General features: G+C 72.6%; 23 protein-coding genes. 10 read left to right on the forward strand and 13 right to left on the reverse strand.

All coding sequences use genetic code 11. From position 1 onward, the window contains the following. The first annotated feature begins 30 nt into the window (after window positions 1-30). Together ACZ7JZ_RS17960 and ACZ7JZ_RS17965 are read left to right on the forward strand one after the other, a co-directional pair. Window positions 31-1,173, forward strand: coding sequence for an NADH-quinone oxidoreductase subunit D (locus ACZ7JZ_RS17960; RefSeq protein ID WP_470939906.1), 1,143 nt, complete (start codon window positions 31-33; stop codon window positions 1,171-1,173). 33 nt (window positions 1,174-1,206) lie between these two features. After that, window positions 1,207-1,425 carry a hypothetical protein gene (locus tag ACZ7JZ_RS17965; RefSeq protein WP_470939909.1) on the forward strand — a complete coding sequence of 73 codons (219 nt, stop codon included), beginning with the start codon at window positions 1,207-1,209 and terminating at the stop codon, window positions 1,423-1,425. A gap of 87 nt (window positions 1,426-1,512) precedes the next feature. Here the strand turns inward: ACZ7JZ_RS17965 and ACZ7JZ_RS17970 are convergent, their stop codons facing one another. Beyond that, window positions 1,513-2,418 (reverse strand): NAD(P)-dependent oxidoreductase, encoded by a 906-nt coding sequence (locus tag ACZ7JZ_RS17970; protein ID WP_470939912.1) that lies wholly within the window; start codon window positions 2,416-2,418, stop codon window positions 1,513-1,515. Between the two features lie 145 nt (window positions 2,419-2,563). On the opposite strand from ACZ7JZ_RS17970, the gene ACZ7JZ_RS17975 reads away from it, so the two are divergent. Next, entirely contained in the window at window positions 2,564-3,166 is a 603-nt protein-coding gene (locus tag ACZ7JZ_RS17975) for a TetR/AcrR family transcriptional regulator (protein ID WP_470939915.1), read from the forward strand. A gap of 19 nt (window positions 3,167-3,185) precedes the next feature. Here ACZ7JZ_RS17975 and ACZ7JZ_RS17980 read toward each other — a convergent pair whose 3' ends face one another. The 5 genes from ACZ7JZ_RS17980 to ACZ7JZ_RS18000 all read right to left on the reverse strand — a co-directional run bounded on the left by ACZ7JZ_RS17980 (window position 3,186) and on the right by ACZ7JZ_RS18000 (window position 7,442). Beyond that, the gene (locus ACZ7JZ_RS17980; protein ID WP_470939918.1) at window positions 3,186-3,677 is read right to left on the reverse strand and encodes a peptidylprolyl isomerase; all 492 of its coding nucleotides are present in this window, start codon (window positions 3,675-3,677) and stop codon (window positions 3,186-3,188) included. A gap of 116 nt (window positions 3,678-3,793) precedes the next feature. Then, window positions 3,794-4,852 (reverse strand): hypothetical protein, encoded by a 1,059-nt coding sequence (locus tag ACZ7JZ_RS17985; RefSeq protein ID WP_470939921.1) that lies wholly within the window; start codon window positions 4,850-4,852, stop codon window positions 3,794-3,796. 106 nt (window positions 4,853-4,958) lie between these two features. Further along, a complete protein-coding gene (locus ACZ7JZ_RS17990; protein ID WP_470939924.1) occupies window positions 4,959-5,945 on the reverse strand; it encodes an ABC transporter substrate-binding protein in 987 nt (328 codons plus the stop codon). Between the two features lie 84 nt (window positions 5,946-6,029). Further along, window positions 6,030-6,728: an ABC transporter permease gene (locus tag ACZ7JZ_RS17995; RefSeq protein WP_470939927.1), complete on the reverse strand. Its 699-nt coding sequence runs from the start codon at window positions 6,726-6,728 to the stop codon at window positions 6,030-6,032. Between the two features lie 3 nt (window positions 6,729-6,731). After that, window positions 6,732-7,442 carry an ABC transporter permease gene (locus ACZ7JZ_RS18000; protein ID WP_470939929.1) on the reverse strand — a complete coding sequence of 237 codons (711 nt, stop codon included), beginning with the start codon at window positions 7,440-7,442 and terminating at the stop codon, window positions 6,732-6,734. Window positions 7,443-7,569: 127 nt separating this feature from the next. Here ACZ7JZ_RS18000 and ACZ7JZ_RS18005 point away from each other — a divergent pair, with 127 nt between their 5' ends. Beyond that, on the forward strand, window positions 7,570-8,586 hold the full coding sequence (locus ACZ7JZ_RS18005) for an ABC transporter ATP-binding protein (protein ID WP_470939932.1): 1,017 nt from the start codon (window positions 7,570-7,572) through the stop codon (window positions 8,584-8,586). A gap of 1,127 nt (window positions 8,587-9,713) precedes the next feature. Here ACZ7JZ_RS18005 and ACZ7JZ_RS18010 read toward each other — a convergent pair. Together ACZ7JZ_RS18010 and ACZ7JZ_RS18015 are read right to left on the reverse strand one after the other, a co-directional pair. Beyond that, window positions 9,714-13,073, reverse strand: a complete 3,360-nt coding sequence (locus ACZ7JZ_RS18010) for a S8 family serine peptidase (RefSeq protein ID WP_470939935.1) — start codon at window positions 13,071-13,073, stop codon at window positions 9,714-9,716. A gap of 158 nt (window positions 13,074-13,231) precedes the next feature. Continuing rightward, window positions 13,232-14,341: an alpha/beta hydrolase gene (locus ACZ7JZ_RS18015; RefSeq protein ID WP_470939937.1), complete on the reverse strand. Its 1,110-nt coding sequence runs from the start codon at window positions 14,339-14,341 to the stop codon at window positions 13,232-13,234. A gap of 184 nt (window positions 14,342-14,525) precedes the next feature. Between ACZ7JZ_RS18015 and ACZ7JZ_RS18020 the strand changes: the two genes are divergently transcribed. The 6 genes from ACZ7JZ_RS18020 (at window position 14,526) to ACZ7JZ_RS18045 (ending at window position 19,646) form a co-directional block, all read left to right on the forward strand. After that, complete coding sequence (locus ACZ7JZ_RS18020; protein WP_470939941.1) at window positions 14,526-16,451, forward strand: phosphatidylglycerol lysyltransferase domain-containing protein; 1,926 nt, start codon at window positions 14,526-14,528, stop codon at window positions 16,449-16,451. 147 nt (window positions 16,452-16,598) lie between these two features. Continuing rightward, window positions 16,599-17,399 carry a dihydropteroate synthase gene (folP, locus tag ACZ7JZ_RS18025; protein ID WP_470940258.1) on the forward strand — a complete coding sequence of 267 codons (801 nt, stop codon included), beginning with the start codon at window positions 16,599-16,601 and terminating at the stop codon, window positions 17,397-17,399. Next, window positions 17,396-17,866 (forward strand): nuclear transport factor 2 family protein, encoded by a 471-nt coding sequence (locus tag ACZ7JZ_RS18030; RefSeq protein WP_470939944.1) that lies wholly within the window; start codon window positions 17,396-17,398, stop codon window positions 17,864-17,866. Before folP ends, ACZ7JZ_RS18030 begins: the two co-directional genes overlap by 4 nt. A 247-nt stretch (window positions 17,867-18,113) precedes the next feature. Then, the gene (gene folB / locus ACZ7JZ_RS18035; protein ID WP_470939947.1) at window positions 18,114-18,473 is read left to right on the forward strand and encodes a dihydroneopterin aldolase; all 360 of its coding nucleotides are present in this window, start codon (window positions 18,114-18,116) and stop codon (window positions 18,471-18,473) included. Further along, entirely contained in the window at window positions 18,470-19,078 is a 609-nt protein-coding gene (gene folK, locus ACZ7JZ_RS18040) for a 2-amino-4-hydroxy-6-hydroxymethyldihydropteridine diphosphokinase (RefSeq protein WP_470939950.1), read from the forward strand. Before folB ends, folK begins: the two co-directional genes overlap by 4 nt. A gap of 73 nt (window positions 19,079-19,151) precedes the next feature. Further along, entirely contained in the window at window positions 19,152-19,646 is a 495-nt protein-coding gene (locus ACZ7JZ_RS18045; protein ID WP_470939953.1) for a DUF3180 domain-containing protein, read from the forward strand. Window positions 19,647-19,682: 36 nt separating this feature from the next. Here the strand turns inward: ACZ7JZ_RS18045 and folE are convergent, their stop codons facing one another. From folE to ACZ7JZ_RS18070, 5 genes are all read right to left on the reverse strand, one after another. Next, window positions 19,683-20,288 carry a GTP cyclohydrolase I FolE gene (folE, locus tag ACZ7JZ_RS18050; RefSeq protein WP_470939956.1) on the reverse strand — a complete coding sequence of 202 codons (606 nt, stop codon included), beginning with the start codon at window positions 20,286-20,288 and terminating at the stop codon, window positions 19,683-19,685. Window positions 20,289-20,397: 109 nt separating this feature from the next. Next, window positions 20,398-22,422, reverse strand: a complete 2,025-nt coding sequence (gene ftsH / locus ACZ7JZ_RS18055; RefSeq protein ID WP_470939959.1) for an ATP-dependent zinc metalloprotease FtsH — start codon at window positions 22,420-22,422, stop codon at window positions 20,398-20,400. A gap of 224 nt (window positions 22,423-22,646) precedes the next feature. Then, window positions 22,647-23,207: a hypoxanthine phosphoribosyltransferase gene (gene hpt, locus ACZ7JZ_RS18060; RefSeq protein ID WP_470939962.1), complete on the reverse strand. Its 561-nt coding sequence runs from the start codon at window positions 23,205-23,207 to the stop codon at window positions 22,647-22,649. Between the two features lie 63 nt (window positions 23,208-23,270). Continuing rightward, window positions 23,271-24,413 carry a tRNA lysidine(34) synthetase TilS gene (gene tilS, locus ACZ7JZ_RS18065; RefSeq protein ID WP_470939964.1) on the reverse strand — a complete coding sequence of 381 codons (1,143 nt, stop codon included), beginning with the start codon at window positions 24,411-24,413 and terminating at the stop codon, window positions 23,271-23,273. A 321-nt stretch (window positions 24,414-24,734) separates the two neighbouring features. Next, complete coding sequence (locus tag ACZ7JZ_RS18070; protein ID WP_470939967.1) at window positions 24,735-25,883, reverse strand: zinc-dependent metalloprotease; 1,149 nt, start codon at window positions 25,881-25,883, stop codon at window positions 24,735-24,737. Window positions 25,884-25,930: the final 47 nt, after the last annotated feature.

Genomic DNA, 25,930 nt, shown 5'->3' on the forward strand with positions numbered 1-25,930 from the left:
GCTCCAACCCTAGGCTGCGACACTGTGCGCATGACGGAGACGACGGTCGGCATCGGCGGTGCGGCGGAGAGCACGGACATGGTGCTCAACATCGGGCCCCAGCACCCTTCCACCCACGGCGTGCTGCGGCTGCGGCTGGTCCTGGACGGCGAGCGCATCGTGAGCGCGGAGCCGGTCGTCGGCTACATGCACCGGGGTGCGGAGAAGCTCTTCGAGGCCCGCGACTACCGGCAGATCGTCATGCTCGCGAACCGCCACGACTGGCTGTCCGCGTTCTCCAACGAGCTCGGCGTGGTCATGGCCGTCGAGCGGATGCTCGGCATGGAGGTCCCGGAGCGGGCGGTGTGGCTGCGCACGCTGCTGGCGGAGCTGAACCGGGTGCTGAACCACCTGATGTTCCTCGGCTCGTACCCGCTGGAGCTCGGCGGGATCACCGCGATCTTCCACGCGTTCCGCGAGCGCGAGGAGCTGCAGGCCGTGATGGAGGAGGTCTCCGGCGGCCGGATGCACTACATGTTCAACCGGGTCGGCGGCCTCAAGGAGGACCTGCCGCTGGGCTGGGCGGGCCGGGCGCGGGCCGCGATCGCGGACGTCCGCAGCCGGATGCACGTGTACGACGACCTGGTCCTCGGCAACGAGATCTTCCGCGGCCGCACCCGCGGGGTCGGCGTCCTGTCGGCGGAGGCGGCCCACGCGTACGGGGTCAGCGGGCCGATCGCCCGCGCCTCGGGCGTGGACTTCGACCTGCGCCGCGACGAGCCGTACCTCGCGTACGGGCAGCTCCAGGACACCCTGAAGGTGGTGACCCGGCAGGACGGGGACTGCCTGGCCCGCTTCGAGTGCCTGCTGGAGCAGACCCACAACTCCCTCGACCTGGCCGCGGCCTGCCTGGACCGGCTGGCGGACCTGCCCGCGGGCCCGGTCAACCAGCGGCTGCCGAAGGTCCTGAAGGCCCCGGAGGGCCACACGTACGCCTGGACCGAGAACCCCCTCGGCATCAACGGCTACTACCTGGTCTCCAAGGGCGAGAAGACCCCGTACCGCCTCAAGCTCCGCTCGGCCTCGTACAACAACATCCAGGCGCTGGAGGTGCTCCTGCCGGGCACGCTGGTGGCCGACATGGTGGCGATCCTGGGCTCGCTGTTCTTCGTCGTGGGCGATATCGACAAGTAGGGCCGGCCGCCGGGCCCCTGGGAGACTGGGCCCATGCCGTCTTCGTCCTCCTCCCCCCGCCGCTCCTGCCCGAACTGCGGGCGGGACTGCGCCGTCACCGGCGGGCGCATCGCCCGCCACGATCCGCCCGGCAGCCGGGGGGAGATGGTGTCCTGCCCGGGGTCGCGGGCGCGGGTGGTGCTGGGGGCCTCGGCGCCGGTGCTGGACGGGTTCGTGCTGCCGGAGATGCCGGGGCAGCTGCCGCTGTTCTGACGCGGCGGCCGCCCCGCGGCTCCGGCGGGCCCGGTAGGCCGTCTCCTCCGGATCTTGACGGGTCCGCGACGATCCGAAAGAGACGGCCTACGCGCGGTACCCGGCCGGTGCGCCCGCGCGCAGCAGTTCCACCAGGCTGGAGGAGCTGTCGCCGCCCCGGCCGCCGTCCACGGCCGCGCGGAACAGCTCCGCGTGCGCCGCGAACACCCCGGTGTCCACCCCGGAGCCGGCGAGGGTGTGCCGGATGTGCTCGATGCCCTCCAGGCACATCGTCAGCCGGTCCACGTCTCCGGCGTGGTTCCCGGCGTCGATCCGCGGGGCGTAGAACTGCTGGAAACCGCGCATGCTGTCGGCGGTGTAGTTCGCGTACGGCAGGAACTCGGCCGCCGAGATGCCGTTGGCCTCCGCCAGGGCGGCCGCCTGCCAGTAGCCGGTCATCGAGCTCCAGAACACCACCATGTTGAGCTGGTAGAACAGCGCCGCCAGGCTGGGGTCCTCGCCCCGGAAGTCGGGGGTGGTCAGCACCGACAGCAGCTCCCGCTGCTCCTCGAAGAGCTCCTCGGAGCCGCTGTAGAAGCCCGAGGACTCGGCCTTGCCGATCCCGGACGGCGGTACGTTCATCGCGCCGACCAGGACCCGGGCCCCGCGCTCCTGCGCCCAGCGGGCGGCCGCGCCCGCCTTGGCCGGGGTATCGGCCGACAGGTTGACCAGGACCCGGCCGCTCAGGGCCGCCTGGGCCTCGGGCGAGGCGAAGGTCGTGTACATCGCGTCCGTGTCGATCAGGCTCAGCAGCACCGGCCCCCCGGCCGCCAGCGCCCGGTCCACGCTCCCGGCCCGTACGGCGCCCTGCGCGACGAGGGCGTCGGCCCGGCTCGCGGTGCGGTTCCAGACCGTCACCGCGTACCCCGCGGCCAGGTACGCCGCCGCCATGGCCTGCCCCATCGGGCCGAGGCCGATGACGGTCACGGTCTTGTTCCTGCTGGTCTCGCTCATCTTGCCGTCTCCCCTGACTCGCCTGACTCGCCTGCGTGAACTCTCGCAACCGGACTAGAACGAACGCTCTATCCAGCGCTCGGCACGACAGTAGCACAGCAGTAGAGCGAACGCTCTATTTAGATCTCGGGGTACGATCTCCCGTATGCCGAAGACAGCAGCGAAAGACCCGAAGGACGCCGTGGGCACCCGGGAACGCCTGGTCAGGACCGCATCGCGGCTGATGCAGCACCAGGGGTACGAGAACGCGCCGATCAAGCAGATCGTGCGCGAGGCGGAAGCGACCCTCGGTTCGCTCTACCACTTCTTCCCGGGCGGGAAGCAGGAGCTGGCGGTCGCGGCGATCCGCTTCGGGGACGAGGAGTTCGCCCTCCTGCTCAAGGAGGGGCTCGACTCGCGGGAGGACGCGGCGGAGGCCGTGGAGGCGGTGGCCCTGCACCTCGCGGAGGCCCTGAAGAGCTCCCGGTGGGCGGACGGCTGCCCCGTCACGGCCACGGCGCTGGAGACCCTGGGGCGGCTGCCCGAGATCCAGAACGCCTGCGCGGAGGCCTTCGCCCACTGGCGCGGACTGATCGCGGAGCGGCTGCTCGCCGCGGGCATTGAGGAGGCCGAGGCCCGCGACCTGGCCTGCACGGTGCTCAACACCCTGGAGGGCGCCGAGATGACGGCCCAGGTCACGCAGAGCGAGACGCCGCTGCGCAACGCGGGCCGCCACCTCTCCCGGCTGGTGGCCGGCTACCTGCCCTGAGGGCGGGCGGGGCTGCGGCTCAGACGGTGCCGCAGTCCTCGATGATGATCTTCTTGGTGGTGCGGCCGGAGCCGCTGCCCAGCGCCTCGACGGCGGTGACGACGTCCATGCCGGAGACGACCTCGCCGAAGACGACGTGCTTGCCGTCCAGCCAGCCAGTGACGATGGTGGTGATGAAGAACTGCGAGCCGTTGGTGTTCGGGCCCGCGTTGGCCATCGACAGCAGGCCCGGCTTGGTGTGCTTCAGCTGGAAGTTCTCGTCCGGGAACTTCTCGCCGTAGATGCTCTTGCCGCCGGTGCCGTTCTGGTTGGTGAAGTCACCGCCCTGCAGCATGAACTCCGGGATGACGCGGTGGAACGGCGAGCCCTTGTAGCCGTAGCCGTGCTGACCGGTGGCCAGCTCGCGGAAGTTCTGAGCCGTCTTCGGCACGACGTCGTCGTACAGCTTGAACTCGATGCGGCCGAGCTTCTCGCCGTCGGCGGACACCTCGAAGAAGACGTTCTGGCCCATGGATGTGCTCCTCTGATTCGAATGGTCGTACCCGAGCATAGGAGACAGCCGGGGGTCTCACCGGCACCGGACGACACACCGGTGCCGGGAGCGCCCGCACAGGCCTTCGGGGCGGCCTAGGAGATGGCGGTGCGCAGGGAGGCCACGTCGATGGCCTCGGTCTCGTCGTGCTCGGTCAGGTCGATGACCTGGCCGGCCGCCGCGTGACCGGGCTCGCGCGGCTTGAACTCCGGGTCCGGAGTCTCGGCCTTGTGGGCCGCCAGCACCTCGGCGCCGACCACGTCCGCGAGGTCCTCGTTCTGCACGGCCTCGATGGCCTTGGCCTGGTCGGCCGTCTTCGTGCCGAAGAAGTCGAAGCCGCCGACCGCCCGGGAGGCCCCGCGGGCCGCGGCCGAGGGCTCGACCGCCGTGGCGGCGGGAGCGGGCCGGCGCGCCGGGAGGGCGGTCGCGGGGGCGGGGGCGGTGGCGATGGCCGCGGGGGCGGGCGCGGCGGGAAGGGCCGCGGGCCGCACGTGCTCCGCCCGGGCCTGCGCCTGCACCTGGCCCTGGACCTGCTCCGCGGCCCCGGCGGCCTGAGCCCGGGCCTCCTCGGCGGCCTCCGCCTTGCGCACCAGGGCCGTGAGGGCGGCCTTCGCCCGCGCGTACCCGACCGGGGTGGGGGCGCCGCTCGCCGTGCGCTCCTCGGAGACCGGCGGCAGCTCCCTCGCGGGGCCGGCCGCCGCGGCCTCCATGGCCAGCAGCCTGCGGCCTTCGAGCGCGCCGGCCCGCTCGGTCTCGGCGGTGGCGTACCGGCGCAGCAGCTCCGCGTGCTCGTTGCGCAGCTTGGCCAGCTCGACCCGCTTGGCCCGCAGCTTGCGGTCGAGCTTGTTCCGCAGGGCCCGGGACTCCTCCAAGTGGGTTTCGAGCTCGGCTATGCGGTCCTCGGTGCGCCACTCGTCGCGGACCCGCTCGCGGGCCAGTTCGGCGACCCGCCGACCCGCCGCGCGGTCCCAGCCGCGCATGACCACGGCGCCCGCGAGCCCGGCGGCCGCGGTGAGCGCCACCAGGAGGCGCAGGGCCAGGGGTTCCGCGAGCAGCCAGGCGACGGCGGCGCTGGTGAGAGACACACCGGCGATCACCGAGGGGGTCAGCAGCCTGTGCAGAGGGGGCGATTGGCGGTGGCGTCCACGGGGCATGGCCTGAAATTTACAGGGAGTGGGCGTGCCGTGGGGCAACCGCCCGGCAATCCTTTCCGGCGGTTGCCCCACGATTTCGTCACGAACTCCGTTACGGCCGGTGCCGCTACTTCGTGAGCAGCCCCTTCTCCACGAGATAAGCCTTCGCGACATCGGCCGCCTTGGCCCGCTCCGCGTCCACCTTGCGGTTGAGTTCGACGAGATCGGCGGTGGTGAGCACCTTGGTGAGCTTGTCGAGTGCGGCCGCGATCTCCGGGGCCCCGGCGTCCTTCGCATTCACGACAGGAAGGACGTTGTCCGCATTCTGCAGCTTCTTGTCGTCTTCGAGGAGTACGAGGTCGAATGCGTCGAGGGTGGCGTCCGTGGTGGTGGTCAGGACGAGTTGATCGACTCCGTCCTTCACCGCCTGCTTCGCCTGCGGGGTGCCGACTCCCTTGGGGTCAATACCGGAAACGTTGATTCCGTATGTTCCCTTGAGGCCCACCGCGCAGAACGGCCGCACCGCGCATTCGTCACCCGCCGCGATCTTCACCGCCAGCTTGGAACGGCCCAGGTCCGAAAGGGTCTTCAGCTTGTTCTGCGCCGCGAATTCCCGGCTCACCGCGAAGGCGTTCTGATCCACCGCCCCGCCCGCCGGCAGCACCTTCAGCCCGCGCGGCTCCGCGAGCTTGCGCAGCGCCGCCACGGTCTGCGCCACGTCGCTCGACGCGACCGGCGCGGACTCGGGCGCCTTGGGCCCGTTCACCTTGGCGTTGAGGAACTCCGCGAGGGTGGCCGCGTACTCCGGGACGACGTCGATCTGGCCCTTCTCCAGCGCCGGGGCGTATAGCTCGCGGTTGGCGACCGTGGTGATCGAGGTGCCGTAGCCGGCCTCCTCCAGCAGCTGCGCGTACAGCTCGGCGAGCACGTTGGACTCGGTGAACCCGGCCGAGCCAATCACCAGGGAGCCCTTCTTCCCGCCCCCGGCGGAAGCATCCGCGGACGCACCGCCGCCCTTCGTCTGCTCCAGGCTCTCGCCACCGCACGCGGCGAGCGCCCCGGTCAGCGCGAGCACGCCGAGGGCGGCTCCGAGGACACGTGAGGTCTTGCTCATCAGGACTCCGTTCGAAAGAGGACACGTTCACAAACCCGCCGGAACCCGCGCAGAACAGCCGCGCCGGACGCCGAACGGAAGGGACTAGGACGCAGACACCCGCCGACCGGCCCGCCGCCCACCGCGGCCCGCACCCGCCACCAGCCGGTCCGCGACCAGGAGGGCGCCCTCCACCAGCAGGGCCAGCAGGGCGACCAGCAGCGCCCCGGCGACCACCTGCGCGGTGTCGTACGTGGCGAACCCCGCCGTGATGATCCGGCCCAGGCCGCCCTGCCCGACCATCGCGGCGATCGTGGCCGTCGCCACGACCTGCACGGCCGCCGAGCGCAGCCCGGTCATCACGAGCGGCCGGGCCAGCGGGAGTTCGACCTGCCGGAAGAGCTGGGGCCCGGACATGCCCATCCCCCGCGCCGCGTCCACCACCGACCGGTCCACCCCGCGCATACCCACGTACGCGTTCGTGAGCAGCGGGGGCACCGCGAACAGCACGAGCGCGGCGACCGTGGGCACGTACCCCGCGCTGCGCAGCGGCGAGACGGCGAAGAGCGCCAGGACCGCGAACACCGGCACCGCGCGGCCGATGTTGGACAGGTTGACCGCGAGCGCACCGCCCCTGCCGAGGTGCCCCAGCCACAGTCCGAGCGGCAGCGCCACGGCGCAGGCGATCAGCAGCGCGAGCCCGCTCACGTACACGTGCTCCGCCAGCCGGTGCCACACACCGCTCTCACCGGCCCAGTTGGACCCCTCGGCCAGCCACCCGAAGGACTGCCCCACCACATCCACGCCTCAGTCCCCCTTCACCGGCCGGCCCCGAGCCGCCCGCCCGGCCCCCGCAGCCCTCGACCACGGGGTGAGAAGCCGCTGCAATCCCAGCAGCAGCACGTCCGCGGCCAGGGCCAGCAGCACGCACAGCACCGAGGCCGTCAGCACCTGGGCCTTGAAAGAGCTGTTCACGGCCGGGGCGATCAGGTTCCCCAGCCCGCCCTTCCCCACGATCGAACCCACCGTCGTCAGCGCGACCGTGGACACCGTGGCGATGCGGACCCCGGCGAAGAGGGCGGGCAGCGCCAGCGGCAGCTCCACCTGCCACAGCAGCCGCCCCGGCCCGTAGCCCATCCCGCGCGCCGCCTCCCGCGCCTCCTCCGGTACGCCTTCCAGCCCGGCCAGGGCGTTGCGCACGAGGATCGTCAGCGAGTACAGCACCAGACCGGTCACCACCAGGGCAGCCGACAGCCCGAACAGCGGCAGCAGCAGCGAGAACATGGCCAGCGACGGCACGGTGTAGAGCAGCGTGGTCAGCCCGAGCACGGGCGCGGCCCAGCGCCGCCCGCGCCGGGCGAGCAGCGCCAGCGGCAGGGCGACCGCCAGCCCGATGAGAACCGACACAGCCGTGATCCAGACGTGCTCGACGGTGGCGTCGGTCAGCTCCTGGCTGCGGGAGCGGACGTACTCCCAGCAGACCCAGTCGTTCGCCACCAGGCAGTTCTGCCCGGCCATGCACCCACCCCCGCTCGGCTCACCGGCTCCGACCCTAACCCCCGCCGGGGCCGGTGGCCTGGAACCTTCGCACGCGGGCAACACGCCCTTCACACTTCACTGCGCGCGCCTGCGCTTAACTGGCCGGATGATCCGATTCGAGCACGTGACCAAGCGCTACCCGGACGGGACCACCGCCGTCGAGGACCTGTCCTTCGAGGTGGCGGAGGGCGAACTGGTCACCCTCGTCGGCCCCTCGGGCTGCGGGAAGACCACCACCATGCGGATGGTCAACCGGCTCATCGAGCCGACCTCCGGCCGGATCCTGCTCGCGGGCGAGGACATCTCCGCCGCGGACCCCGTGGAACTGCGCCGCCGCATCGGGTACGTGATCCAGCAGGTCGGCCTCTTCCCGCACAAGACGGTCCTGGAGAACACCGCGACCGTCCCCCGCCTCCTCGGCACGAGCCGCGCGAAGTCCCGCGCCCGCGCCGCGGAACTCCTCGAACTCGTCGGCCTCGACCCCTCGGTGTACGGGGGCAGGTACCCGGCCCAGCTGTCCGGCGGCCAGCGGCAGCGCGTGGGCGTGGCCCGCGCGCTGGCCGCGGACCCGCCGGTCCTCCTGATGGACGAGCCGTTCGGAGCGGTGGACCCGGTGGTCCGCGAACACCTCCAGAACGAGTTCCTGGCCCTCCAGAAAACAGTGCGCAAGACCATCCTGCTGGTCACCCACGACCTCGCCGAGGCCGTCCGCCTGGGCGACCGCATCGCCGTCTACGGCCAGGGCAGGATCGAGCAGCTCGCACCCCCCGCCGAGGTGCTGGCCGCCCCCGCCACCCCGTACGTGGCCACGTTCGTGGGCACGGACCGCGCCCTGCGCCGCCTGACGGTCACCCCGATCACGGAACGAGACCTGGAGCCGGTGGGGGCGTCTTCGGGGGGACCGAACCCGGGGGGCCCGAACCCGGCGGGCACCCCGGGGGCCGTCCGGCCGACCACGTCCCTGGCCGGCCTCCCCCTGGGTTCGTCCCTCCACGAGGCCCTGTCCCTCCTCCTCCAAGAGGACACCCCGCGGATCGCCGTCACCACCCCGGACACCGGCGAGATCCTGGGCACCCTCACCCCCACCAGCATCCACCGCGCCCTCCGCCAGCCCGCCCCCTGACCTCCGGGGTGGGGCGGGGGTACGTCGTGCAGCTCCGGGCCGGGGTCTCCTCCCCCGCACCGGCACTCCACCCGACCGGTACTTGCCCACCACCCCCAGGGCGGGGCCCGGGTACGTCGTCCAGCTCCGGGCCGGGGTCTCCTCCCCCGCCCCGGCACTCCACCCGACCGGTGTTTGCCCACCGCCCCCGGGGCGGGGCCGGGGTACGGGGATCAGCACGTACGGGGTTTGGCAGCGGCCGGTGCTGTGGTGAGGGGTCGGGCCACGCCGAGTCCCGTCTAGACCCCGGCTATCCACCCCGGCGGGGGTCCCGTCTCGACCTCGACCCTCCAGCCTCGCCGGCGTTTGAGGCGCGGGTCTGGGGCGGAGCCCCAGTTTCGGGAAGGGGCGGGTAGGGGAACCGGCTCCGCGCAGCGGCCCCCCGACCCCCGGCCCACCTCTCTGACCCCTTACCCGGGTCGGGAAGGCTCTCCGGTGTCTGCTCGCATGTCTGACTGTGCGGCCGTCCCGCGGCGCCCTGTCAAGGGCGCTCCCTTCGGTCGCGTCGCTGCGCGACTCCGCTTCGCTCCGCCCTTGACAGGGCACCACGGGACGTCAAGTCCCAGACTTGCCAGCAGCCACAGGAGAAAAAGCAGCAGGGGGACCAAGGCCCAGGCCGGTCAGCGTCGGCCAGGCGAGCCAGAGCACCGGCCGACCCCCGCCCTCCGGGCGGAAAGACAACCGACACAAGCCGCAACGGATCGCTACACAGCCGCGGCCGTCTCAGCGGCCTCCGGACCGGCCGGGGCCGGGCATAGGCCGCCAGCGACCGCTACGCGCTCCGGCCACCCGGCGGCAGCCGGACCGGCCGGGGCCGGGGCGTAGGCCGCCAGCGATCGCTACCCGCTCCGGCCACTCGGCGGCCGCCAGGCCGCCCCCGGCTGGGCGCAGGCCGCCGGGCCGGTGCCGTGCTCTGCGATCCGCCGGGCGGTACTCGGAAGTGGTGGGCAGACGCCGGCCGGCCGAGGCGTATAGGCGGGGGAGGAGACCCCGGCCAGGGGCAGGCCGCCCAGAACCCACCGCGCCCCCGCCCCCGGGAATCCCGGGAGCAGGGGCGCAGCAGTGGACGCGGTACCGCTACACGTGCCCTACCCCACCCGGTAGGCGTGTGTGATGGCCGTGGTGACCGTGTTGCCCGCCGTGTCGCGGGCCGCGGTCTTGAAGGAGACCGACTTCGTGCCCGCGGGGTGGGTGACGCGTACCGTCCGGTTGCCCTTGGCGTCGGTGGCGACGGGGAGCTTGACCCAGCTGGCGCCGTTGTCGAAGGTGGCGCTGACCGCGAGGGCCGCGAGCTTGCCGGGGGCGGCCGCGGCCCCGCTCAGGACGAGCGGGACGGTCAGGGTGCTGCCCGCCTTCACGGTGCCGCTCAGCGGCACGGCGGGGGCCATCCGGACCGCGGTCAGCGGGAGGACGGTCTCGCCCCCGCCCTCCGGGCGGGCGGAGGTGAAGCTCCAGGAGACGGCGACCTTCGTGCTGGTGGCGGTGTCCTTCGCGGACCGGGTCGCCTCCATGTAGAGGGTGTACGGGCGCTCGGCCGCGCTCGGGAGGTCCGTGCTGAACGTGCCCGGCCGGCCCTGGGCGATCACCGTGCTGCCGCTGCTGAGCCGGCTGAACCCGCCCGTCACGACGGGCCGGCTGCGGTGCCCGGCGCCGTCGGCGAACATCGGGACCGACACCTGGAGGAGGTCTCCCCCGCGGGTCGCGCCGACCCCGCGCTGCTCGCCGAGGTCGGGGCCGACGACGGCCCCGCCGACGGTGGTGGCGTGGCGGCTGCCCGGTGTGTAGGTGTGGGGGCCGAGGGAGTGACCGATCCGCTCCTCGCCCTCGGGCCCGAGCTGGCTGACGCGCCAGGTCCAGCGCTGGCCGGCGGTGGTGACGTACTGCCGCGCCGCGGCGGGGAGGGCGTACGCCGTCCCGGCCTGGTACCCGATGTTCCAGCCGCCGTCGGCCGCCTCCGGGCGGCCCGCGACGAGGGCCCTGGTGCCGGGCGCCGAGCCGGCCAGGCCGAGGCCGATCTCGGCGAGGTCGGTCTTGGCGAGCGTACGGTCCAGGCCGGTGAAGAAGCGGCCGGACTGCGGGAAGAACAGCCGGTACTCGGCGCTGCGGCCCTCCTTGCCGGGGACCTGCCACAGGGCGCTGAACTGGGCGTGGAAGCCGGGTGCCTCGGGGCCGAGGTGGGCGGTGAGCACGTCCGTGCCGTCCCCCACCGACCAGCTGGTGGACAGGTTGCCCAGGAAGTCCTGGTATCCGACGGCGGCGTCGCTCGGCTTGGCGGCCGGGTCCGGGACGCTGATCTTGAAGGGCTTGGCCTTGCGCGCGTCCACGACGACCGTGGTGTCGGCGTTGAGGTTCAGCACCGGCTGCAGGACGCTCGCGAACTTCGCGCCGCCGAAGACCCCCGAGGAGAGGGTGTACCGGCCCCGGGGCAGCCGCGCGGTGGTGGTGCCGGCGCCCTTCGGGGTGCTCACGGGCCGCCACTCCATCGTGGTGTGCGAGAGCGCCTCGCTGCTGAAGTCCTTGGACGCGGCGCCGTCCAGGCCGATGTGCTTGACGGTCAGGGTGTAGCCGGGGACCTCGCGGTAGACGACGAAGGCGCTGCGGACGGCCTGGCCCCCGCCGGAGGCGAGGAGGGTGCCGCCGTAGGCGCCGTTGAGCTCGCCGCCCAGCCGGGTGTCCGCGGTGATCCTGGTGCTGGCGGTGCCGCCCGCAGGGACGGTGATCCTGGCGTCCTTGACGGTGAACATGCCGGCCGGGGCGGGGCGGCCCGCGGGGCCGATGGCCGCGGTGGTCAGGTTCAGCGTGACGGCCGCGGTACCGAGGTTGCGGTACGTCACGGTCTTCGTGACGGGGGCGTCGTCGGTGTGCGGGTAGAGCGCGGTGCCGAAGTCCGCGGTGCCGGACTCGGCGACCACGGTGGCCTTGACGGCGGAGGCGGCGTTCACCCGGCCGGAGCCCTGCTGGTACGGGTGCAGCGCGGCGTTCGGCGCGGCCGAGCCCGTCAGTACGGCCTTGATCCGCGCGTTCGTCCAGGTCGGGCGCTTCTGCTTGAGCAGTGCGGCGGCGCCCGCGACGTGCGGGGTGGCCATCGAGGTGCCCTGGTTGACGACGTATCCGCTGGGCGAGGGCGTCCAGGCGTCCGCGGAGGCCGCGGCCAGGATCCCGACGCCGGGTGCGCTGATGTCGGGCTTGGCCCGGCCGTCCGCGGTGGGGCCGCGGCTGCTGAAGTCCGCGAGCCCGCCCTTCTTGTCCACGGCGGCGACGGTCAGTGCGGCCGGGGCGGAACCGGGCGAGGTGACGGTGCTCTCCCCCGTCCTGCCCTCGTTGCCCGCGGCGACGACGAAGAGGGCCTTGCCGGCGAGCCGGGCGATCGCCTCCTCGGTGGGGTCGTCCGCGCCGACGGCGTCCTCGCCGCCGAGGCTCATGCTGACGACGTGGGCGCCCTGGTCGACGGCCCACTGCATCCCGGCGACGATGTCGGACTGGTCGCCGGGGCCGTCGGGCAGGACCTTGGCGTCCAGGATCTTCGCGCCGGGCGCCATGCCCTTGAGTCTGCCCCCCGAGCGGGCCCCGGACCCGGCGATGGTGGAGGCGATGTGCGTGCCGTGGCCCATCCGGTCCTTGGAGGTCACGGAGGTGAAGTTCTTCTGGGCGATGACGACGCCCTTGAGGTCGGGGTGGGTGGCGTCGACGCCGGTGTCGAGGACCGCGACCTTGATCCCCTTGCCGGTGGCCCCGGCGGCCCAGGCGCCCGGGGCCCCGGCCTGGGGCACGCTCACGTCGAGCAGGGGCCGGACCCTGCCGTCGAGCCAGACGCGCTCGATCTGCGGGGCGGCGGTGGCGAACCCGCCGGCGGGGCGGCCCGCTGCCGTCCTGCCGGGCCCGGTGCCCGTACCGCCGGTGACGGCGGACCACAGGCCTGCGGCCTGCGCCTTGGGGGCGCGGAACGCCTCTCCGCCGATGGCGGGCAGGGCGCGCCGCTCCTGGACGGGCACTGCGGTGAAGGGTCCGCGTCCGGCGGCGAGGCCGGTGGCGGCGCGGTAGCCGACGATCAGGGGCAGGCTGCCGCTGCGGGCGTCGTCGTAGCCGTCGGCGATCAGCCGGGTGACGTTGAAGAGCCGCCGGTCCAGTACGCCGTCGTCGAGGAGGCGGCGCGCGTCGAGGGGGATGACGTACGTGCCTGCGGTCTCGCGCCGGATCTGGACGGGGGTCTGCTCCCGGCCCGCACCGCGGTGGAGGCGTACGACGGTCCCGTCGGCGGCGACCTCGACGCGGTCGCCGGTGATCAGGGTGACGCTGCGCCGCGGGCCGGCCTGCGGGGACGCCTGCGCGTCCGGCGCCGCGGTCCGGGTGCCGGGGGCCGGTTCGGCCCCTGCGGGCGCTCCGGCCAGCAGGGTGCCGGCGACGGCCGCGGCCACGACGGCCGCGCCCGCTCTGGATATGGGTCCCACCTGTGTCTTCCCCCGTACCCGACACGCGGGCGCGCACGGGCGGCGCGGTCACGCGTGTCGATCATGACAATGACTGTTGACGCATTGTCATGCATGGTTGAACGGAGGTGAGATGGGGGTGGCCTTGAGGCAACCGGAGTGCGGGGAAGAGCCCCTGCTCAGGCCTGCAGCCGCCCGCTCAGCCACACCAGCATCGGCGGGATCTCCCGCCGCCAGGTGTTGAAGTTGTGACCGCCGCTGTCGAGGGTGATCGAGGAGACCCTGTCGCCCGCGGGGACGGTCTTGATGAACTGCTGCGTGGGCTTGAAGTTGTCCTCGCCCTTCTTGCTGGAGGTCACCAGGAAGGAGGTGCCGTCCGGCTTCTTCTCCTTGAGGCTGCGCAGCAGGTCGGCGCGCTGTTCCAGGGCCGCGTCGCCGTGGAAGAGGTCGCCGGTGGTGGGGTCGTCGGCCGCCTTGTAGTACGCGGAGAGCCCGGCCGCCGCGCCGAAGGTGCCGGAGTGGTGGATGCCCATCTTCAGGGCGCAGTAGCCCCCGGTGGAGTTCCCGACGAAGGCCAGGTTCTGCGGCTTGCCGCCGATGCGGTAGCTGTCGCGGACGGCCTGGGGGACGTCCTTGGCGAAGAAGGTCTCGGTCTGCGGGCCGCCGGGGATGTCGACGCACTCGGTGTCGCGCGGCGGGGCCACGGTCGGCCGCATCATCACGAGGATCATCGGCTTCATCTTCCCGGCCTTGGCCTGCTTGTAGGCCGTCATCGGGTAGTTCAGCCCTTTGATCAGGTTCTCCGCGATTCCCGGGTATCCGGTGAGGACCACGGCCGCGGGGAAGTCCTGCTGGGCGTACTGCGGCTGGAAGTACTCCGGCGGGAGGTAGACGTATCCGGGGCTGGTTATCTTCGACTGCCTGCCGGCCAGGACCACCTTCTGGATCTCACCGCCGACCGCGGGCCGGTTCCCGCCGGGTACGTCGAGCTTCTGCTTTCCGACGACCCTGATGTCCTTGCCGCCCGCCGAGTGGTCGACGACCACGCCCATCTCGGTCTCCTGGCCGAAGAGGTCGGCCCAGGACCCGTAGAAGAGGAACGACTTGTTCGCCGCGAGTCCGACGGCGGAGAAAATCGCGAGCTGGGTCGCGAGCAGAAGGCCGATCCGGCCGAGTACGGCACGCCAGCTGCGGCCCGAAAGCCGCGGCCACAGCCAGACCGTGACTCCGAAGAGCAGCACGCCGGCGATGATCGCCAGCACGAGAACCGTATTGCTGGTGAGACCCATGAGCAGTCAGTGACTTTCTGATGGCGGCACGAGCTTGTCTTCGCGTACGAGCTTGTGGCGGTTCGAGTTTTTTCCTACCGGTCAGTGAACCCGCTTCCGTCCTGCGTCGTCCTAGTGGTCGCACATGTCCGGATGCCGCTGTGGCACCTCGGCCACAGGATCACTCACGGAGCAACGGGAAGCGATGTCTAGCAGGATAGATGGCGATAAGTCGGGACAGGTTCCGTCCGATCCGTCGGCTCCGTCGGCAGTCGGCCGCATCGGCCGCCGCATCCTGCGCGGGCCACGGCCCGAGGCGGTGCCCGGACTGGTCGGCACGGCGGTGGCCGTCGTCGGCCTCCTCGACATCGCGGCGGGGGTCTTCCCCCGCTTCCGGCACAGCCGTATCCACGCCGTCACCGAGGTGCTGCCCGGCTCCCTGGGCCCCTTCGCCGCGGCCCTGGCGATCAGCGCGGGCGTCCTGCTCCTGCTGCTCGCGCACGGGCTCAAGCGGCGCAAGCGCCGGGCCTGGCGGGCCGCGGTGGTCCTGCTGCCCGCGGGGGCCGTGGCGCAGTTCACGTACCGGCACTCGGTCGCCGGGGTCCTGATCGCGGCGGCGCTGCTCGCGCTGCTCCTGCGCCATCAGGGGGAATTCGACGCCCTGCCCGATCCGCGCAGCCGCTGGAAGGCCCTGGCGAACTTCGTGCTGATGAGCGCGGGCTCCATCGGGCTCGGCCTGGTGATCGTGAACTCGCACCCGCGCCGGGTCGTCGGCGATCCCGGCATCGCGGAGCAGCTCACCCACGTCGTGTACGGGCTCTTCGGCTTCGAGGGGCCGGTCGACTACGCCGGACGGGTGTCCTGGACGGTCGGCTACTCCCTCGGCGCCCTCGGCCTGCTGACCGCGGTCACCACGATCTACCTGGCCTTCCGGCCCGAGCACCCGGCCGCCCGGCTGACCGCCGAGGACGAGGTGCGGCTGCGCGGGCTGCTGGACCGGCACGGCGGCCGCGACTCCCTGGGCCACTTCGCCCTGCGGCACGACAAGGCCGTGGTCTTCTCCCCCAGCGGCAAGGCGGCCGTCACCTACCGCGTGGTGTCCGGTGTGATGCTGGCCTCCGGCGACCCGATCGGCGACGTCGAGGCCTGGCCGGGCGCCATCGAGCGGTTCATGGACGAGGCCAAGGCGCACTCCTGGACCCCGGCCGTGATGGGGTGCAGCGAGACCGGCGGCGAGGTGTGGACCCGCGAGACCGGGCTGGACGCCCTGGAGCTCGGCGACGAGGCCATCGTGGACGTCGCGGACTTCTCGCTGAGCGGGCGGGCGATGCGCAACGTCCGCCAGATGGTCAAGCGGATCGAGCGCAACGGGTACACGACCAGGGTGCGCCGGGTCAGCGAGCTGGACGAGACCGAGCTCGCGCAGGTCAGGGCCGCCGCGGCGGCCTGGCGGGGCACGGACACCGAGCGCGGCTTCTCGATGGCGCTGGGCCGGGTGGGCGAGCCCGGCGACGGGGACTGCGTCATCGCGACGGCGCACCTGGCCGGGCCGGCCGACGGCAAGGACTCGTCCGGTGACCAGGGATCCCCGTACGGGGACCTGAAGGCCGTACTCCACTTCGTCCCGTGGGGTCCCGACGGCATGTCCCTGGACCTGATGCGCCGGGACCGCGCCGCCGACCCGGGCATGAACGAGCTGCTGATCGTCGCCGCCCTCCAGGCCGCCCCCGGCCTGAAGGTCGACAAGGTCTCGCTGAACTTCGCGATGTTCCGCTCGGCCCTGGCCCGCGGCGAGAAGATCGGCGCCGGGCCGGTGCTGCGGATGTGGCGCGGGCTGCTGGTCTTCCTGTCGCGCTGGTTCCAGATCGAGTCCCTGTACAAGTTCAACGCGAAGTTCCGGCCCCGCTGGGAGCCGCGGTTCGTGGTCTTCCGCAACACCTCCGACCTGCCGCGCATCGGTTTCGCGGCCATGCAGGCCGAGGGCTTCGTGACCCTGGCCCTGCCGCGGCTGCTGGGCCGCGGCAAGCCGCCCCGCCAGCCCCGCCCGTGCGCGCACTCCGCCGCCCCGGCCACCGCCCTGGCCGCCCCGGCGGCGGCCTCCGCGTCCGAGCGGGAGGTACGGGCCGCGTAGGCCCGGACACCCGGCCCTACCCTTGGAGCCATGAACACAGTGCGCGGTGCAGGCGTCCCCGAGGGCCCGGGCCGGGACCGGCCGCCGGTGCAGGGCCGGGGCCGGGGCCGGGTGGACGGGCTTCCGGACTGGGACCGCTGCGCGGTGATGGGCGTCGTGAACGTCACCCCCGACTCCTTCTCGGACGGCGGCCGCTTCTTCGACACCACCGCGGCCGTCAAGCGGGGCCTGGACCTGGTGGCCCAGGGCGCCGACCTGGTCGACGTGGGCGGGGAGTCCACCCGCCCGGGCGCCAGCCGCGTGGACGCCGAGGAGGAGCTGCGCCGGGTGGTCCCGGTGGTGCGCGGGCTGGCCTCCGAGGGGGTCACCGTGTCCGTGGACACCATGCGGGCGGCGGTCGCCGCGCAGGCCGTGGCCGCCGGCGCGGTGCTGGTCAACGACGTCAGCGGCGGGCTCGCGGACCCGGAGATGATCCCGGCGGTGGCCGCCGCCGAGGTGCCGTTCGTCGTGATGCACTGGCGCGGCTTCAGCGCCGACATGAACAGCCGGGCCGTGTACGGGGACGTGGTGGCCGAGGTCGCCGCCGAGCTGCGGGACCGGATGGACGCCGTGGTGGCGGGCGGGATCACCCCGGAGCGGCTGGTCGTGGACCCGGGTCTGGGCTTCGCCAAGCAGGCCGGGCACGATCTCGCGCTCGTCGCCCACCTGGGCGAGCTGCGCGCCCTGGGCCGGCCGCTGCTGGTCGCGGCCTCCCGCAAGCGCTTCCTGGGCCGGGTGCTGGCCGGCGCCGGGGACACCGCCCCGCCGCCCGCGCGCGAGCGCGACGCGGCCACCGCCGCGGTCTCCGCCATCGCCGCCCACGAGGGCGCCTGGGCCGTGCGCGTGCACGAGGTGCGGGCCACGGCGGACGCGGTGCGCGTGGCGCGGGCCGTCGAGGGGGCCCTGTGATCCCTGGGGGCGGCGGGCCGGCCGGCGGGAGCGGCGGCACCGAGGCGGTGGAGGAGGCCAACACGGCCTTCTACGAGGCCCTGGAGCGCGGGGACTTCGACGAGGTGTCCGCGCTGTGGCTGGACGACGAGATCTCCTGCGTGCATCCGGGCTGGCCGGTGCTGTCGGGCCGGGGCGAGGTGCTCCGCTCGTACGCGCTGATCATGGCGAACACGGAGTACATCCAGTTCTTCCTGACCGACACCAAGGTCACCGTGATGGGCGACACCGCCGTGGTGACGTGCACGGAGAACATCCTCAGCGGCGGGCCGGCCGAGGACGGCGGCGAGCTGGGCCCCCTCGTGGGCCAGCTGGTCGTCGCCACCAATGTGTTCCGCCGCACACCCGCGGGCTGGCGGATCTGGTCCCACCACGGCTCCCCGGTGCTGACGGAGTCCGACGGGGACGAGGAGGAGGAAGCGGGCTGAGGCCTGGTGGGCGCCGCCCCGGAGCCTCCTCGAAGGGGGCCGGACCGCGGCCGGAGAGGGGGAGAGCGCACGGTGCGGATACACGCGATCCGGAGGCGCGGAGCCGCTTCGGGCCACCCCATGGGCGACCGCTGTCACCACCCGCAGGTAAATTCGAAGGAGGACGACGCCGACCGCACTCGGCGTAGGCCCATGGAACCGGGGAGCCCCGGGTCCGGACGTACCTACGAAAGTTGGAGTGATTCGCGTGGATCGTGTCGCGCTGCGCGGCCTCAAGGCCCGCGGGCACCATGGCGTCTTCCCCCGGGAGCGCGAGGAGGGCCAGACCTTCATCGTGGACCTGGTGCTGCACATCGACACCCGCCCCGCAGCGGCCGACGACGACCTGGCGAAGACCGTGCACTACGGCGTCGTGGCCGAGGAGGTCGTGGGCGTGGTCCAGGGCGAGCCCGTGGACCTGATCGAGACCCTCGCCGAGCGGATCGCCCAGCAGTGCCTGAAGCACGAGGCGGTCGCCGAGGTCGAGGTGGTCGTCCACAAGCCGGACGCCCCGATCACGGTCCCCTTCGACGACGTGACCATCACGATCACCCGGAGCCGCGCATGAACAACGGCCTGAACGCCCAGAGCGACCCCACCGTCCAGCCGGTACCGGCATCCGTCGTCGAGCAGGTGGACGCGGCCGACGTGACCCTCTCCAACCCGCACCGCGCCGTGATCGCCCTCGGGGCGAACCTCGGCAACCGCCTGGAGACCCTCCAGGGCGCCATCGACGCCCTCGGGGACACCCCCGGCATGCGGGTCAAGGCCGTCTCGCCGGTGTACGAGACGGAGCCCTGGGGCGTCGAGCCCGGCTCCCAGCCCTCGTACCTGAACGCCGTGGTGATCGTGAAGACCACGCTGCCGCCCGGCTCGCTGCTGGAGCGCGGGCAGGCCATCGAGGAGGCCTTCGACCGGGTCCGCGAGGAGCGCTGGGGGCCGCGCACGATCGACGTGGACATCGTCGCGTACGCCGACGTGGTCTCCGACGACCCGGTGCTGACCCTCCCGCACCCGCGCGCCCACCAGCGCGCCTTCGTCCTGGCCCCCTGGCAGGACGTGGACCCCGCCGCCGAGCTGCCCGGGCTCGGGGCCGTCGCCGCCCTGCTCGCCGGCGTGGACCGCTCCGGGGTCGTGCCGCGCACCGACCTGGAGCTCCGTCTCCCGGAGTAGTGGCTAGCCTGGGACCCGGGCATACGCAGCGGTACGGGTGCGGGCACGCGTACGGACGACGGGGAGCAGGCACGTGAAGCAACTGAGGCTGGGCGTCCTCGCCGGGATCTTCGTGATCGCCGGCGTGCTGTCCTGGGCGGGCGCCCGGCTCTGGAGCGCGTACGGCACCCTGCCCGGGGTGCCGCTCGCGGCCCCCATCGTGCTGGCCGTGATCGCCGTGGTCCTGCTGGCCACGGCCCTGTCCCTGCGCGCCCGGCTCCGGGCCCAGCGCGACCGCCGGCCCGGGGCCAAGGGCGTGGAGCCGCTGATGGCGGCCCGGTCCGTGGTCTTCGGGCAGGCCAGCGCCCTGGTCGCGGCCCTCGTGGCGGGCATGTACGGCGGTACGGGCGTCTTCCTGCTCATGGACGGCCTGGAGGTCCCGGCGCGCCGGGACCAGGCCCTCTACGCGGGCTTCTCGGTCCTCGCCGGCGCCGCGGTCATCGCCGCGGCCCTGTTCCTGGAGCGGGTCTGCAAGCTCCCCGAGGACACGGACGAGTCCGGTCCGGGCGGCGCCCGCGCCCGCGCCTAGCAGCACGCGGGCGCGGGCGGGCCTGAGGTCCCCCGGTCAGCGGGCCATGATGAGGCTCATGGCCTCGTTGCGGGTGGCGGGGTCGCGGAGCTGGCCGCGGACCGCCGAGGTGATGGTCTTGGCGCCGGGCTTGCGGACCCCGCGCATGGTCATGCACATGTGCTCGCACTCGATGACCACGATGACGCCGCGGGGCTCCAGGATCTCCATCAGCGCGTCCGCGATCTGGGTGGTCAGGCGCTCCTGCACCTGGGGGCGGCGGGCGAAGACGTCCACGAGGCGGGCCAGCTTCGACAGGCCGGTGATCTTGCCGTCGGCGGAGGGGATGTAGCCGACGTGCGCCACGCCGTGGAACGGGACGAGGTGGTGCTCGCAGGAGCTCATGACCTCGATGTCCTTCACGAGGACCATCTCGTCGTGGCCCAGGTCGAAGGTGGTGGTCAGCACCTCTTCGGGCCGCTGCCACAGGCCCGCGAATATCTCCTTGTACGCCCGCGCCACGCGCGCCGGGGTCTCCAGGAGGCCTTCGCGGTCCGGGTCCTCGCCGACCGCGATGAGCAGCTCTCGGACGGCGGCCTCGGCGCGCTTCTCGTCGAACTCGCCGATCGTGCCCGCGCCGTCCAGGGTCACTGGGTCGGTCATGTGTGCCTCGTTCCTGTCTTCGCTCGCGGCCGGCATGTGAAAGTGCCGCGCCCCCCAGGCTAGAACCTGGGGGGCGCGGCATCCATTCCGGGCCGGTGGGACCGGGGGATCAGGCCTCGGGGCGGTCCTCCGGGGCCACCTCGACGGCCTTGTCCGTGCTGACCGGGGCCGCGGTGCCGTTGGCGGCGTTCGTCAGCGACAGCTCCTTGGGGGAGAGCACCGGCGGACGCGTGGACGGCGTACGGCGCGAGGATCCGGTCCACGCGGGGCGGGCCGGGCGCTTGACGATGGTCGAGAAGACCTCGGCGATCTCCTCCTTGCCCAGCGTCTCCTTCTCGAGCAGGGCGAGGACGAGGTTGTCGAGGACGTCGCGGTTCTCGACCAGGATCTCCCAGGCCTCGTTGTGCGCGTTCTCGATGAGCTTCTTGACCTCTTCGTCGACCAGCGCGGCGACCTCCTCCGAGTAGTCCCGCGGGTGCGACATCTCGCGGCCCAGGAACGGCTCGGTGTTGTCCCCGCCGAACTTGATCGCGCCGAGGCGCTCGGTCATGCCGTACTGGGTGACCATCGCGCGGGCCGTGGCAGTGGCCTTCTCGATGTCGTTCGCGGCGCCCGTGGTCGGGTCGTGGAAGACCAGCTCCTCGGCCGCGCGGCCGCCCAGCATGTAGGCCAGCTGGTCGAGCATCTCGTTGCGCGTGGTCGAGTACTTGTCCTCGTCCGGGAGCACCATCGTGTAGCCGAGGGCCCGGCCGCGGGACAGGATCGTGATCTTGTGTACCGGGTCGGAGTTCGGGGAGGCCGCCGCGACCAGGGCGTGTCCGCCCTCGTGGTACGCGGTGATCTTCTTCTCCTTGTCGGACATGATCCGGGTCCGCTTCTGCGGGCCCGCCACGACGCGGTCGATCGCCTCGTCCAGCATGTGGTTGTCGATCAGCTTCTTGTCCGAGCGGGCCGTCAGGAGCGCGGCCTCGTTCAGCACGTTCGACAGATCGGCACCCGTGAAGCCGGGGGTGCGGCGGGCGACGGCCGAGAGGTCGACGTCCGGAGCGACCGGCTTGCCCTTCTGGTGGACCTTGAGGATCTCCAGACGGCCCTGCATGTCCGGGCGGTCGACGGCGATCTGCCGGTCGAAGCGGCCGGGGCGCAGCAGCGCCGGGTCGAGGATGTCGGGCCGGTTCGTGGCGGCGATCAGGATGACGCCGCCCTTCACGTCGAAGCCGTCCATCTCGACGAGGAGCTGGTTCAGGGTCTGCTCGCGCTCGTCGTGGCCGCCGCCGAGGCCCGCACCGCGGTGCCGGCCGACGGCGTCGATCTCGTCGACGAACACGATGGCGGGGGCGTTGGCCTTCGCCTGCTCGAACAGGTCGCGGACGCGCGAGGCGCCGACACCCACGAACATCTCGACGAAGTCGGAGCCGGAGATCGAGTAGAACGGGACGCCCGCCTCGCCCGCGACGGCGCGCGCGAGGAGGGTCTTGCCGGTGCCGGGCGGGCCGTACAGCAGCACGCCCTTGGGGATCTTGGCGCCGACGGCCTGGAACTTCGCCGGCTCCTGCAGGAACTCCTTGATCTCGTGGAGCTCCTCGACCGCCTCGTCCGACCCGGCCACGTCGGCGAAGGTCGTCTTGGGGGTGTCCTTGGTGATGAGCTTGGCCTTGGACTTCCCGAAGTTCATGACCCGGGAGCCGCCGCCCTGCATCTGGTTCATCAGGAACAGGAAGACCACGACGATCAGGACGAACGGCAGCAGGGAGAGCAGCACGCCCAGGAACGGGTTGGTCTTGTCCGGCGAGACGGAGTAGCCGTCGGGGATCTGGCCGTTGTCGGAAGCGGTCTGCAGCTGCTCGGCGATGTCGACACCCTGGTTGCCGATGTAGTTCGCCTGGAACTTGCTGCCGCTTGTCTTGTCGTCGAGCTTCTGGCCGTCCTTCAGCTCGATCTTGATCATCTGGGAGTCACCGGTGGTCAGCTTCGCCGACTCGACCTGGTTCTGGCTGATCGCGTGCAGAACCTTGCTGGTGTCCACCGACTTGTAGCCGCCGGACGAACCAACGACATTCATCAACACGACCACGGCGAGGACGGCCAGCACGATCCACATGACCGGCCCACGGAAGTATCGCTTCACGTCCATCCATACGGGGCGGCAAGCGCCCCGTCCCTCCTGCCCGTAGGTAAATGCTGCTGCGAGTGAGACTGTGAGTAAGAACTGTTCTTCGGTTCTACGGAATGTACCCCTGCATTGTCACCCGTGACCTGGCGGGACGGCTGACAAAACCGCCTTCCCCTGCTCCAACGGCGGGAATTCCGGGACGGTTCCCCGGCGGCCGGGGCCGCCGGGGGGCGCGGGGCGCGTGCTCAGCCGCCGTAGACGTGCGGGGCGAGGGTGCCCACGAAGGGCAGGTTGCGGTACTTCTCGGCGTAGTCGAGGCCGTAGCCCACGACGAACTCGTTGGGGATGTCGAAGCCGACCCACTTGACGTCGATGGCGACCTTGGCGGCGTCGGGCTTGCGCAGCAGCGTGACGACCTCGAGGGAGGCCGGCTCGCGGGAGCCCAGGTTCGACAGCAGCCACGACAGGGTCAGGCCGGAGTCGATGATGTCCTCGACGATCAGGACGTGCCTGCCCTTGATGTCGGTGTCCAGGTCCTTGAGGATCCGCACCACGCCCGAGGACTGGGTGCCGGCGCCGTAGGAGGACACCGCCATCCAGTCCATGGTGAGGGGGGTGGACAAGGCGCGCGCCAGGTCCGCCATGACCATCACCGCGCCCTTGAGGACGCCGACGATCAGCAGGTCCTTGCCCGCGTACTCCGTGTCGATCTTCGCGGCCAGCTCGGCCAGCTTCGCGTCGATCTCTTCCTTGGTGATGAGCACCGACGCCAGGTCGCTGCCCATGTCCTTCTCGTCCACCCGCATCACTTTCGTTGTCGGCCGGGGCTCCGGGGGTAGCCCGGAGGACTCAGCCGTGATTCAGCACCTTCAGCCCTGCCGGATGACAAGTCTGCCACCCTGGCGCCGGGCCTCGACGCGGCCGGGCAGGTTGATGCCCCCCTGGCCGCGCCAGCCGGTGATGAGGCGGTCCACTTCCTCGATGTGCCGGGCGAAGAGCGAACCGGCGGGGGAGCCGGCCGCGACGACCGCCCGGCGCAGTACGCGGCGGCGGACGGCGGGGGGCAGGGCGTACAGCTTGGCGCACTCCAGCTGGCCGCCCTCGTCGCGGACGGAGGCGTCGGCCTGGGCGGCCCAGGCGTCGAGGGCGTCGGCGTCGTCGCGGGAGAGCTGGGCGGTACGGGCGAGGGCCTCGACCACCCCCTTGCCGAGCGCCTTCTCCAGGGCGGGGAGCCCCTCGTGGCGCAGCCGGGAGCGGGTGTAGGCGGGGTCGGTGTTGTGCGGGTCGTCCCAGACGGGCAGGGACTGGACCATGCAGGCCTTGCGGGCGGTCTGGCGGTCGATGTTGAGGAAGGGGCGCACGTACCGGCCGGTGCCGGCGCTGCCGCCGGAGCGCTCGGCCATCCCGGACAGGGAGCGGGTGCCGGAGCCGCGGGCGAGCCCGAGCAGGACGGTCTCGGCCTGGTCGTCGCGGGTGTGGCCGAGGAGGACGGCGCTGGCGCCGAGCCGGGCGGCGGCCTCGTCCAGGGCGGCGTACCGGGCGTCGCGGGCGGCGGCTTCGGGTCCGCCGTCGCGGCCGACGGTGACGGAGACGGCTTCGACGGGGTCGAGGCTCAGTGCGGCCATCCGGGTGAGGACTTCGGCCGCGCGCAGGTCCGAGCCGGGCTGGAGGCCGTGGTCGACGGTGATGCCGCCGGCGCGGACGGAGAGCTTGGGCGCCTCGAAGGCGAGGGCGGAGGCGAGGGCCATCGAGTCGGCGCCGCCGGAGCAGGCGACGAGGACCAGGGGGGGCTCGCCGGGGGCGCGCCGGGGGGCGGGCGCGGCGGACCGTCCCGCGCGCCGCGCGGTGGCCGCGGCCCGGGGGCGTCCGACGAGCTCGGGGCGCTCGGGGGACTCGAAAGAGGACTCAGTGGACTCAAGGGGCTCAGAGGACTCGGTGAGCTCGGTGAGTACGTCGTGGAGTACGCGGCGGACCGCCAGGCGTATCGCTGCGACCGCTGGATGGGGACCCATGTCCGGTGCCCTTCGGTGGAGTTGGGGTGCCTCGGGGGTGTGGCTTCGGGTGGTGGCCCGGGGTGCGCTCCGGGTGGCGCCGCCGGCTTCGGCCCGCGGGGCCGGTTCCGGAGTGTCGTCACTCAGAGTGCGTCGATGGTGACAGAACCGAGCCGTTCCCTGAGCATCGCACGCCTATCCACGGCCCACGGTCCCTCGGATGGGTGATGCTGAAGCCCTCACAGAGACAACACGGGGCTCCTTGCGTCACTTCCGCACCTCCCGTCGGGTTCGTTCGTGTCGCCCCCGCCTACCTGCGTCCTGCCGCCCCCGTCAGCCCCGTCAGCTCCCGCCGTCCTGCGGGCCCGGCTTGCGGTGCACGCGGGCGACCCAGTCGGCGGGGCGGGCGATCTCCGCCTTGGTCGGGAGGGTGTTGGGCGAGGTCCAGACGCGGTTGAAGCCGTCCATGCCGACCTGGCCGACCACGGCGCGGACGAAGCGCTCCCCGTCGCGGTACTGCCGGAGCTTGGCGTCGAGCCCGAGGAGCTTGCGCAGGGCCGCGTCGAGCCGCCCGGCCCCGCTGGCGCGGCGCTTCTGGAACTTCTCGCGGATCTCGGCGACCGAGGGCACCACCTCGGGGCCGACCCCGTCCATCACGTAGTCCGCGTGTCCCTCCAGGAGGGACATCACCGCCGTGAGCCGGCCGAGGACCTCGCGCTGCTCGGGGGTCTGGACGAGCTCGACCAGGGAGCGGCCCTCCTCCCCGCGGTCCCCCTCGGGGCGGGCCCCGGCCAGGGACTGGGCGGCCTCGCGCAGCCGCTCCAGCACGGTCATGGGGTCCATGTCCGTGGCCCCCAGGAAGGACTGGATCTCGCCCTGGAGGTGGTCGCGCAGCCAGGGGACGGCGGTGAACTGCGTGCGGTGGGTCTCCTCGTGGAGGCAGACCCACAGGCGGAAGTCGTGCGGGTCGACCTCCAGCTCGCGCTCGACGTGGACGATGTTGGGCGCGACGAGGAGCAGCCGGCCGCCGCGCTCCGAGCCGGGCAGGTCGCGGGAGGGCGGGGCGAAGGTCTCGTACTGGCCGAGGACGCGGGAGGCGAGGAAGCCGAGGAGCATGCCCAGCTCCACGCCGGTGACCTTGCCGCCGACGGCGCCGAGCACGGCGCCCCCGGCGCCGGGGGCGCGGCGCTCCTGCATCTTGTCGAGGAGGGGGGAGAGCAGCTCGCGGAAGCCGGCCACGTTGGCCTTCGCCCAGCCGGCGCGGTCGACCACGAGCACGGGCGTGTCGTGCACCTCCGCGCCCTCGGGGAGCATGCGCGTGTACGCCCGGACATGGTGCTCCGAGGCCTTGGCGTGCCGGCGCAGCTCGGCCACGACCTGCCGGGCCTCGTCCCGGCTGACCTCCGGACCCGGGCGGACCAGCCGGGTCGCGGTGGCCACCGCGAGCTTCCAGTCCACCATCCCCGTTGAAGCACCACCGATGCTCGTCATGCGTCAACCGTACGTGGACCGGGGCGGATCCGGGGTGCCCTGTGGAC

Source organism: Streptomyces sp. NPDC038213 (assembly GCF_055600495.1).